Genomic DNA, 12,044 nt, shown 5'->3' with positions numbered 1-12,044 from the left:
CTGGTGAGTGCCCGCACCCGACGCCTGCGCGTGTCGCATGCCTTCCACTCGCCGTTGATGGAGCCGATGCTCGCCGAGTTCGAGCAGGTCGTCTCCGCTCTGACTTTCAGTGAGCCGATCATTCCTGTCGTCTCCAACGTGACGGGTCGGCCTGCGGAGTCTGGGCTGTTGACCGATCCGGCGTACTGGGTGCGGCATGTGCGGGAGGCGGTGCGCTTCGCCGATGGGGTGGCCGCCTGCCAGGCGAGTGTGTTCGTGGAGGTAGGACCGGACGCCACCCTGACCGCGCTGGCCCAGCAGAGCGTCGAGAACGGAGCCTTCGTTCCGGCCGCTCGCAAGGACCGGGACGAGGTCCGGGCACTGGTCGAGGCACTGGGCCGCCTGCACACCCACGGCGTGACCGTCGACTGGAAGGCGATCCTCACCCCGGCACGACAGATCGACCTGCCGACGTATGCCTTCCAGCACCAGCGCTACTGGTTGGAATCAGGCAGATCCGGCAGCGATGTGGCAGCGGCCGGGCTCAGCGCCATTGACCACCCGATACTCAGCGCCACCGTCCCGGCCCCCGACGGCGACAGCCTCACACTCACCGGGCGGCTCTCCCTCACCACGCTGCCCTGGCTCGCCGACCACGCGGTCAACGGCACGGCCATCCTTCCCGGCACGGGCTTCCTCGAGATAGCGCTGCGTGCCGCGGCCGAGACCGAGGACTGCGAGACGGTCTCCGAGCTGGCCCTGCAGGCCCCCCTCGTCCTCACGCACGACCATCCCGTCCAGCTTCAGGTGGTCATCGACGCCCCCGACGGCAGCGGTCAGCGCGGCCTGGCCCTGTACTCCAGGCCCGAAGGCACGACCACCTGGCAGCGGCACGCCCAAGGAACGCTCGGCACCGCCGCCGCCGTACCCGGCTTCGACCTGGCGCAGTGGCCACCGCCGGGCGCGCAACCCATCGATATCGACGACCTCTACGACAACCTGGCCGTCACAGGCCTGGAGTACGGCAGTGCCTTCCAGGGCCTGGTGAGCGCCTGGCAGCGGGACGGCGCCGTCTACGCCGAGATCGTCCTGCCCGACCAGGTGCATGCCGGCGCGGAGCGGTTCGGGTTCCACCCCGCCCTCCTCGACGCGGTACTGCACTCCATCACGCTCGGCGATCTCCTGCCGCCCAGCGAGCCCGGACACCCGTTCCTGCCCTTCGCCTGGTCCGGCGTCTCGGCGCACGGGGCGGGCGGGACCGTGGCGCGGGTACGGACCACCGCCAAGGGGCCGGGTGAGCTCTCGCTGAGCGTCGCCGACCACACCGGCGCGCCGGTCCTCACGGTGGACTCCCTGGTGGTCAGGCCCGTGGCGACAGAGCTGTCTCCGGAGCGCACGCCGTACGTGCTGGACTGGGTGAGCGTACGAGCCGGTGGGACGGAGCCCGGACGGGTGGTGGAACTCCGCGATCTTTCCTCCTTGGAGGAGGGCATCGGCGCGGAGCAGGTCCTCATGCGCGTCCCGGCAGGTGTGGGCCGCGAGCGGACGTACGAGGTGCTGGCGCTCGTCCAGGAATGGCTCGCCGACGAGCGGCTGGCGCAGTCGCAGCTGGTGGTGGTGACCAGCGGCGCGGTCAGCGCGGCCGAGGGAGAGGTACCCGATCTGTCCACCGCCCCGGTCTGGGGGCTCATCCGATCCGTCCAGTCCGAGCACGCCGGGCGGTTCGTCCTCCTGGACACCGACGGCCACCCCGACTCGGAAGCCGGGCTGCTTCGCGCCTGCGCTTCCGGTGAGCCGCAGCTGGCCCTGAGGGCCGGCGCGGTCCGCGTGCCGCGGATCGTACCGCTGGCCAACGCGCCGGTGATCGAGCGCTCCTCCGAACCCCCGGCGGGCACGGTACTGCTGACCGGCGGCACCGGCGAGCTCGCCACCCTGGCCGCGCGCCGGCTCGTCACCGAGCACGGGGTCCGGCACCTGCTGCTGGCCGGTCGCCGCGGCCCGGCGGCGCCCGGAGCCGACGATCTGCTGGCCGAGCTCACGTCGCTCGGCGCGCAGGTCACGATCGCCGCCTGCGACGTGGCCGATCGGGCCGAGCTCGCCGCCCTGCTGGCGGCCGTTCCCGACGACCGGCCGCTGACCGGTGTCATCCATCTGGCAGGGGTCGTCGACGACGGCGCCGTGACGTCGCTGACCCCGGAGCGGATCGACCGGGTCTTCGCGCCGAAGGCGGACGCGGCCTGGTACCTGCACGAGCTCACCGGCGAGCTCGACCTGTCGTTCTTCGTGATGTACTCCTCCATCGCCGGCATCGTCGGCAGCGCGGGCCAGGCGAACTACGCCGCGGCCAATACCTACCTGGACGCGCTGGCCTCGTACCGCCGTGCGCAGGGACTGCCCGCCCTCTCCCTGGCCTGGGGGCTGTGGGAGACCGACAACGGCATGGCGGGCGCGCTCAGCCAGGCCGACGTGGCCCGGCTCGGCAGGATCGGGCTCGCACCGCTCCCGGCGGCGCAGGGCATGGCCCTGCTGGACACGGCGCTCACGCTCGACAGGGAAGTGCAGATTCCCGCCCGCCTCGACACCGCGGCACTGCGCCGCCAGGACGAGATCCCCGCGGTCTTCCGGGCGCTGGTCAAGTCTCAGGCGCGGCGCGCCGCGACGGCCAGGCCCGTGCGGGCGGGAGCCGACAAGGCGGCGCTGCTCTCGCTCATCAGGACGAACATCGCGCTCGTGCTCGGGCACACCGACGCCGACGCCGTGGACGCCGAGGCGGCCTTCAAGGACCTCGGTTTCGACTCGCTGAGCTCCGTCGAGTTGCGCAACAGGCTCAACGCCGCCACCGGGTTGCGGCTGCCCGCGACCCTGCTGTTCAACTTCCCCACCACGGACGCGCTCGCCGAGCACCTGCACGAGCAGCTCACCGGTGCCTCGCGCACCGACCAGGTGAGCGCCCACACCGGTCCGGCGGACGAGCCCATCGCGATCGTCGGCATGGCCTGCCGCTATCCCGGCGGCGTGGTCTCTCCCGACGACCTCTGGCGACTTCTCGTCCGGGCCGACGACGCGATCACCACCTTCCCCGACAACCGTGGCTGGGACCTGGAGCGGCTCTACGATCCCGATCCCGCCCACGCCGGTACGAGCTACGCGCGCGAAGGCGGCTTCCTCCACGATGCCGACCAGTTCGACACCGCCCTGTTCGGCATCTCGCCGCGTGAGGCCACCGCGATGGACCCGCAGCAGCGGTTGCTGCTGGAGACCTCGTGGGAGGCGATCGAACGGGCGGGGATCAGCCCGAAGGCGATGCGCGGCAGCCGGACGGGCGTCTTCGCCGGGGTGATGTACCACGACTACGGCGGCCGCCTGCCGCACGCGCCCGAGGGCTTCGAGGGTTTCGTCCTCAACGGCAGCGCGGGCAGCATCGCCTCGGGCCGGGTCGCCTACACGTTCGGGCTGGAGGGCCCCGCGGTCACGGTGGACACGGCGTGCTCGTCGTCGCTGGTGGCGCTCCACCTGGCCGCGCAGTCCCTGCGTTCGGGGGAGTGCGATCTGGCGCTGGCCGGCGGTGTGACCGTCATGGCCACGCCCAGCGTCTTCATCGAGTTCTCCCGGCAGCGCGGGCTCGCGGTGGACGGTCGGTGCAAGGCGTTCTCCGCGTCGGCGGACGGTACCGGCTGGGGCGAGGGCGTCGGCATGCTGCTCGTCGAGCGGCTCTCGGACGCGCGGCGCAACGGTCACCACATCCTCGCCGTCATGCGCGGCAGCGCGATCAACCAGGACGGTGCGAGCAACGGCCTGACCGCGCCGAACGGTCCTTCGCAGGAGCGGGTGATCCGGCAGGCGCTGGCGAACGCCGGTCTGTCGACCGCGGATGTCGATGTGGTCGAGGCGCACGGCACGGGAACGGTGCTGGGTGACCCGATCGAGGCCCAGGCCATCCTGGCCACCTACGGCCAGGACCGGCCCGAGGACCGGCCGCTGTGGCTGGGGTCGCTGAAGTCGAACATCGGTCACACCCAGGCCGCCGCCGGTGTCGGCGGTGTGATCAAGATGGTGATGGCGATGCGGCACGGGACACTGCCCCGGACGCTGCACGCCGAGGAGCCGTCGCCGCACGTGGACTGGACGGCCGGCGCCGTCGAGCTGCTGACCGAGGCCCGCTCGTGGGATATCGAGGACCGCCCGCGCCGTGCGGGCGTGTCGTCCTTCGGCGTCAGCGGCACCAACGCACACGTGATCATCGAGCAGAGCCCGGCCGCCACCGCCCCCGTCGAGCGGAGCCCGGATGCCACCGCACCGGTCGACGGTGCCGAACTGCCCGTCGTTCCGTGGCTGATCTCCGCCAACGACGGCGAAGCTCTCCGGGCGCAGGCCGCCCGGCTCGCGGACTGGGCCTCACAGGACGACGTCTCGCCGACCACCGTCGGCAAGGCGCTGGTCTCGGCCCGTGCGCTGCTGGAGCAGCGTGCGGTGGTGGTGGGCGCGGATCGGGCCGAGCTGGTGGCGGGCCTGCGCGCCCTGGCCGACGGTACGACGCCGGGTGCCGCGGCCGGTGGCGGCAGGTTGGCGATGTTGTTCGCCGGTCAGGGCAGCCAGCGGGTGGGCATGGGCCGTGAGCTCGCGGCGGCGTTCCCGGTGTTCGCCGATGCCTTGGATGAGGTTTGTGCGTTGTTGCCGGGGTCGGTGCGTGAGGCGATGTTCTCGGGCCCGGACGAGGTGTTGGCCGAGACGGGGATGACCCAGCCGGCGCTGTTCGCCTTCGAGGTCGCTCTGTATCGTCTGCTGGCCTCGCTGGGGGTGAGGCCGGATGTGCTGGTGGGTCACTCGGTGGGTGAGATCGCCGCCGCTCATGTGGCGGGGGTGCTGTCGCTGCCTGATGCGTGTGCGCTGGTTTCCGCGAGGGCGCGGTTGATGCAGGGGCTGCCGCAGGGTGGGGCGATGCTGGCCATCGCCGCTCCTGAGGCGGAGGTCCTTCCGCTGCTGGAGGGCCGCGAGGATGTGAGCATCGCGGCGGTGAACGGCCCGGCCTCGGTGGTGATCTCCGGTAGCGAGGTCGCGGTGGAGGAGATCGCCGCCCTGGTGAGCGTCCGGACGCGCAGGCTGCGGGTCTCACATGCCTTCCACTCGCCGTTGATGGAGCCGATGCTCGCCGAGTTCGAGCAGGTCGTCTCCGGGTTGACCTTCAGCGAGCCGGCCATTCCTGTCGTCTCCAACGTGACGGGCCGGCCCGCCGAGCCGGGGCTGTTGACCGACCCGGCGTACTGGGTGCGGCATGTGCGCGAGGCGGTGCGCTTCGCCGACGGGGTGACCGCCTGCCAGGCGAACGTGTTCGTGGAGGTCGGCCCGGATGGGGTGCTGACCGGCCTGGCCCAGCAGAGCGTGCAGGACGGTGTGTTCGTCGCGACCGCGCGCAAGGACCGGGACGAGGTCCGGGCACTGGTCGAGGCACTCGGCCGACTCCACACCCACGGCGTCATGGTCGACTGGGACACCTACTTCGCCTCGGTGCCCGCCAGGCACATCGAGCTGCCCACCTACGCCTTCCAGCGTCGTCGCTACTGGCTCGACGCCACCGCTGAGGTCGCCTCCGGTGGCGGCCTGGTGGCGGTGGACCATCCGTTGCTGACCGCTGTCGTCCCGGCTCCTGGTTCCGGCACGCTCACGCTCATCGGCCGTCTGTCCCTGTCCGCGCAGCCGTGGCTGGCCGACCACCTCGTGGACGGTCAGGTGGTCGTACCGGGCGCTGCGCAGGTCGAGCTCGCGATACGCGCCGGGGACGAGACCGGTTGCCCGGTGCTCGACGAGCTCACCCTCCAATCGCCCATGGTGCTGGCAGCGGGTGGCAGCCTCCAGCTCCAGGTCGTGGTCGCGGGTGCCGACGATTCCGGCCGTCGCCAGGTGACGATCCACTCGCGCGCCGGGGACGCCACGGACTGGCGGCAGAACGCCCAGGGCGTCCTCGCCCCGGCAGCCGCCGTCGCGCCCACCTTCGATCTCGCGCAGTGGCCGCCGCCCGGCGCCGAGGTCCTCGACGTCGACGGCGTCTATGCCGACCTCACCGCGATCGGCATGGAGTACGGCGAGACGTTCCAGTGCCTCCAGGCCGCCTGGCGGCAGGACGGCGCCGTCTACGCCGAGATCGCCCTGCCGGAGCAGTCCGGCGCCGATGCCCGGCGGTTCGGGCTGCACCCGGCACTGCTCGACGCCTCCCTGCACGCCATCCCCATGGCCGGATTCCTGCCCGAGGCGGAACCTGGCCGGCCGTACATCCCCTTCGCCTGGAACGACGTGACGTTGTACGCCGAGGGAGCGACCGCCCTGCGGGTTCGCATCACCCCGGCGGGCGGCACCGGCGTGTTCGGCCTGGCGGTGGCGGACACCGCGGGGACGGCCGTCGCGGAAGTCGGGTCGCTCATCCTCCGTCCTAGGTCCGCCGACCAGTCGGCGACGCGTAACAACTCCCTGTTCCAGCTGGACTGGGTGCAGGCCGGTCGTACCGGACAGACGGATCTTTCGTACGCGCTCCTCGACGTACCTTCGGACGACGCGCCCGTTCCCGAGGCGATCAGGCGCGCCACGAACGCGGTCCTCGCCGCCCTGCAGGCGGAATCGGGCGCCTCGCCGCTGGTCATCGTCACGCACGGTGCCGTGGTGGCGGTCGCGGATGAGGTGCCGGACCTGGCGCAGGCGGCGGTGTGGGGTCTGGTACGGGCGGCGCAGGCCGAACAGCCGGGCCGGTTCGTACTGCTGGACCTGGGCACCGAACCCTTCGACGAGGGCACGGTCGGTCGGGCGCTGGCCACGGGCGAACCGCAGGTGGCGGTGCGGGCCGGGCAGTTCCTGGTGCCGAGATTGAGCCGGGTGGCCGAGCGCGCGGTCGTGGAACCGGCACTCTCCGGCGATGCCGGTCCGGTGTTCGGTCCGGAGGGCACGGTGCTGGTCACCGGTGGCACCGGCGGGCTGGGCGCGCTCGTGGCCAGGCACCTGGTGACGGCCCACGGGGTGCGGCACCTGCTGCTGGCCAGCCGTCGTGGCGCCGAGGCGCCCGGAGCCGCCGAACTGGTGGCGGAGCTGACCGAGCTCGGTGCCTCCGTACGGGCGGCGGCCTGTGACGTCGGCGATCGAGAGGATCTGGCGCGGTTGGTCGCGTCGGTCCCGCTGGCCGGTGTCGTGCACACGGCAGGCGTGCTGGACGACGGGATCGTCGGCTCCCTCAACCCGGAGCGCTTCGACGCGGTCCTGCGGCCGAAGGCCGACGCGGCCTGGTATCTCCACGAGCTGACCCGGGAACTGGACCTGTCGGCGTTCGTGCTGTTCTCGTCGCTCTCCGGTGTGCTGGGCAGCGCGGGCCAGGGCAACTACGCCGCGGCCAACACCTTCCTGGACGCCCTCGCCGAGCAGCGCCGGGCGCAGGGACTGCCTGCCACGTCGCTGGCCTGGGGTCTGTGGGCCTCGGGCGGTATGGCAGGCGACCTGACCGAATCCGACCTGCACCGCCTCGAGCGCGGTGGCATCACGCCGCTGCCCGTCGACGACGGTCTGGCCCTGTTCGACATCGCGATCGACCACGAGCACGCCGTACTGGTCCCGGCCTCGCTGAACCTCCCGGCGCTGCAGGCCCAGGCCCACGCCGGCACCCTCCCCGTGGCCCTTCGCGGGCTGGTCCGCGTGCCCACCCGGCGTGCCAGTACGACCGCGACGGATCCGACCGACCTTCTCCGGCTGGTGCGTACCCAGGCGGCGATGGTCCTCGGCTTCTCCGACACGGAGGCGGTCGAGTCGGCCAAGCGCTTCCAGGAGCTCGGCTTCGACTCCCTCACCGCGGTCGAGTTCCGCAACCAGCTCAACGCGGCGACCGGCCTGCGGTTGCCGGCCACCCTCATCTTCGACTACCCGACCGCTGAGGCGGTGGCGGATTACCTGGCGGCGGAGCTGGCCGGTGGTCAGGTCTCGCAGGCGGTGGTGGCCGATGTCTCGGTGGCCGACGAGCCGATCGCGATCGTGGGCATGGCCTGCCGCTACCCCGGCGGCGTCTCCTCACCAGAGGGTCTGTGGGACCTGGTGTCGTCCGGCACGGACGCCATCGGCGACTTCCCGACCGATCGGGGCTGGGACCTGGCGAGGTTGTACGACCCGGACCCGGACAGCCGGGGCACTTCGTACTCCAGGCACGGCGGGTTCCTGTACGACGCCGCCGAGTTCGACCCCGGGTTCTTCGGGATCTCGCCGCGTGAGGCCCTCGCGATGGATCCGCAGCAGCGGTTGCTGCTGGAGGCGTCGTGGGAGGCGATCGAGCGGGCGGGGATGAATCCCGATCGGCTGCGCGGCAGCCGTACGGGTGTCTTCGCCGGGGTGATGTACCACGACTACGCGCCCCAGCTCTCTGACGCACCGGGCGAGCTGGAAGGCCTGATCGGCACCGGCAGCTCGGGCAGTGTCGCCTCGGGCCGGGTGTCGTACACCCTGGGCCTGGAGGGTCCCGCGGTCACGGTGGACACGGCGTGCTCGTCGTCGCTGGTCGCGCTGCACTGGGCGGCACAGTCGCTGCGCTCGGGCGAGTGTGACCTTGCCCTGGCGGGCGGCGTCACGGTGATGGCCACGCCGAGTACCTTCGTCGAGTTCTCCCGGCAGCGCGGCCTGTCGGTGGACGGGCGCTGCAAGGCGTTCTCCGCCGAGGCTGACGGCACCGGCTGGGGAGAAGGCATCGGCGTCCTGCTGGTCGAGCGGCTCTCGGACGCGCGGCGCAACGGTCACCAGATTCTCGCGGTGGTGCGGGGCAGCGCGGTCAACCAGGACGGCGCGAGCAACGGGCTGACGGCGCCGAACGGCCCGGCGCAGCAGAGGGTGATCCGCCAGGCCCTGGCGAACGCCGGTCTGTCGAGCGCGGATGTGGACGTGGTCGAGGCGCACGGCACCGGAACGGTGCTGGGTGACCCGATCGAGGCCCAGGCGTTGCTGGCCACGTACGGCCAGGACCGTCCGGAGGACCGGCCGCTGTGGCTGGGGTCCATCAAGTCGAACATCGGCCACGCCCAGGCCGCCGCCGGCGTGGCCGGTGTGATCAAGATGGTGATGGCGCTGCGCAACGGCGTCATGCCGCAGACCCTGCACGCCGAGGAGCCGTCCCCGTACGTGGACTGGACGGCGGGTGCGGTGGAACTGCTCACCGAGGCCCGCTCGTGGGATGTGGAGGACCGCCCGCGCCGGGCCGCGGTCTCCTCCTTCGGGATCAGCGGCACGAACGCACACGTGATCATCGAGCAGGGCCCGGCGGTGGAGCCGGAGCCCGCCGTAGTTGTCGAGCCGTCGGTGACGCCGTGGCTGCTGTCGGCCAAGACTTCTGAAGCGTTGCGGGGACAGGCGTCCCGGCTCGCGTCGTGGGTGGCGGAGCGGCCCGAGCTCGACGTGGCCGACATCGGCTGGACACTGGCGAGCGGTCGTGCGGTGCTGGAGCAGCGCGCGGTCGTGGTCGGTGCTGACCGGGCCGAGCTGGTGGCGGGTCTGCGTGCCCTGGCCGACGGTACGACGACTCTGGAAGCGACACGTGGTGGCGGGCTGGCGATGTTGTTCGCCGGTCAGGGCAGCCAGCGGGTCGGGATGGGCCGTGAGCTGGCCGCCGCGTTCCCGGTGTTCGCCGACGCTTTGGATGAGGTCTGTGCGCTGTTGCCCGGGTCGATGCGTGAGGCGATGTTCTCCGGTCCGGAAGAGGTACTGGCCGAGACGGGGATGACCCAGCCGGCCCTGTTCGCCTTCGAGGTCGCTCTCTACCGTCTGCTCACCTCGCTGGGTGTGACCCCGGACGTTCTGGTGGGCCACTCGGTCGGCGAGATCGCCGCCGCCCACGTGGCAGGTGTGCTCTCACTCCCCGACGCGTGTGCCCTGGTCACAGCGCGTGCCCGGTTGATGCAGGCGCTCCCTGAAGGTGGGGCGATGCTGGCCGTCGCCGCCCCCGAAGCGGATGTCCTCCCCCTCCTGGAAGGCCGCCAGGACGTCGGTATCGCGGCGGTCAACGGCCCGCAGGCCGTGGTCGTCTCCGGCAGCGAGAGCGCGGTGGAGGAGATCGCGGGCCTGGTGAATGCCCGCACCCGACGCCTGCGCGTCTCGCACGCGTTCCACTCGCCGTTGATGGAGCCGATGCTGGCGGAGTTCGAGCAGATCGTCTCCGGGTTGACCTTCACCGAGCCGAGCATTTCCGTCATCTCCAACGTGACGGGCCGTCCCGCAGAGCCCGGCCTGCTGACCGACCCGACCTATTGGGTACGGCACGTGCGTGAAGCCGTGCGGTTCGCCGACGGGGTCACCGCCTGCCAGGCGAACGTGTTCGTCGAGATCGGCCCCGACACCACCCTGACCGCCCTGGCCCAGCAAAGCGTCGAGGACGGCGTGTTCGTCGCGACCGCCCGCAAGGACCGCGACGAGATCCGGGCACTGGTCGAGGCACTGGGCCGGCTCCACACCCACGGTGTGGGAGTCGACTGGACGGCGATTCTCGCCCCGGCGCGGCGGGTTGATCTGCCGACGTATGCCTTCCAGCGGGAGCGGTTCTGGATCGCGGTGCGTGGCGGGGTCGGGGAGATGAGTGCCGCCGGGCTGGGGGCGCTCGATCATCCGATGCTCAGCGCGGTGACGGAGGTCGCCAGTAGCGAGTCGACGATCTTCAGCGGTCGCCTGTCGGTCGCCGCGCAGCCGTGGTTGGCTGATCATGCGGTGAACGGGACGGTGTTGTTGCCGGGGACCGGTTTGCTGGAGTTGGTGTTGCGGGCCGGTGCCGAGGTGGGCTGGCCGTCGGTGCGAGAACTGACGTTGCAGGCTCCGCTGGTACTGCCCGCCGAGGGTGGAGTGCAGGTCCAGGTGGTCGTCGGCGCGCCGGAGGAGTCGGGCGGCAGGGCGGTCTCGATCCACTCACGCCCGGAAAACGACCCCACGGCGCCGTGGACGGGCCATGCCGAGGGCCTGGTGACCGCCGAGCTGCCGGTGGCGGCGTTCGAGCTGACGCAGTGGCCGCCGGTGGACGTGCGGCCGGTGGTGGTCGATGGTCTGTATGACGATCTGGCGGCGGTCGGTCTGGAGTACGGGCCTGTCTTCCAGGGGGTGACGCGGGCGTGGTCGCGGCCGGGTGAGGTGTTCGCCGAGGTCGCGCTGCCCGAGCAGGCGCATGGGGACGCGGTGCGGTTCGGGGTGCATCCGGCCCTGTTGGACGCGGTGTTGCACGCCAGCGCGCTGGGCGATCTGCTGCCGGAGGCCGAGCCGGGCAGGCCTTTCCTGCCCTTCTCCTGGTCGGGTGTGTCCCTGCACGCCACGGCGGCGACCAGCCTGCGCGTCAGGCTCACCATCGACGCGAACACCGGTGGCAACAGCGTCGCCCTGGTCATCGCCGATGAGACCGGTATGCCGGTGGCGGAGGTCGAGGCGCTCACGTTGCGTCCGTTGTCCACCTCCGACCTGGCCGTCTCGGGTGATCGGGGCTGGTTGCACCAGGTGGGCTGGACGGCCATCACGGCCGCGACGAGCACCGAGACACCTCGCTGGACGGTGCTGGAGACGGGAGCGCGTCTGGACTCGGTCGCCGAGCCGTCGGAGGCGGTGCTGGTCACCGTTCCGTCGGGTGGTGAGCTGGGCGCGGTGACGCGTGAGGTGCTGGCCCTGGCGCAGGAGTGGCTGGCCGGGGAGCGGTTCGCCTCCTCCCGATTGGTCGTCGTCACCCGTGGCGCGGTGGTGGCGGTCGCGGGCGAGGTGCCGGACCTGGCGCAGGCGGCGGTGTGGGGCCTGGTACGGGCCGCGCAGGCCGAGCAGCCGGGCCGGTTCGTGCTGCTGGACCTGGACACCGATCCCCTCGACGCGGACACGATCGCTCAGGCGCTGGCCACGGGCGAGCCACAGGTCGCGGTACGGGACGGGCACCTGCTGATGCCAGGGCTGAATCGGATGGCCGAGTCGGTGGGCATGGAGCCGGGGCTGCCGGACGATGCGGGGCTTTCGGGCAGCGTACGGTCGGTGTTCGGTCCGGAGGGCACGGTGCTGGTCACCGGCGGCACCGGCGGGCTGGGCGCGGTCGTGGCCAAACA

1 protein-coding gene is annotated in these 12,044 nt (G+C 71.9%); it reads left to right on the top strand.

Annotated elements, in window-relative coordinates; all coding sequences use genetic code 11:
• Nucleotides 1-57: 57 nt before the first annotated feature.
• Nucleotides 58-12,044 (top strand): SDR family NAD(P)-dependent oxidoreductase (locus ACTOQ3_RS43080; RefSeq protein ID WP_440089829.1); only part of this gene is annotated, 11,987 nt, incomplete at its 3' end.

This window comes from Streptosporangium sp. LJ11 (assembly GCF_051918945.1).
GTDB lineage: Bacteria > Actinomycetota > Actinomycetes > Streptosporangiales > Streptosporangiaceae > Streptosporangium.
Note: the sequence above shows the minus strand (reverse complement) of the source record. Positions and strands in the feature narration are given on the sequence as shown.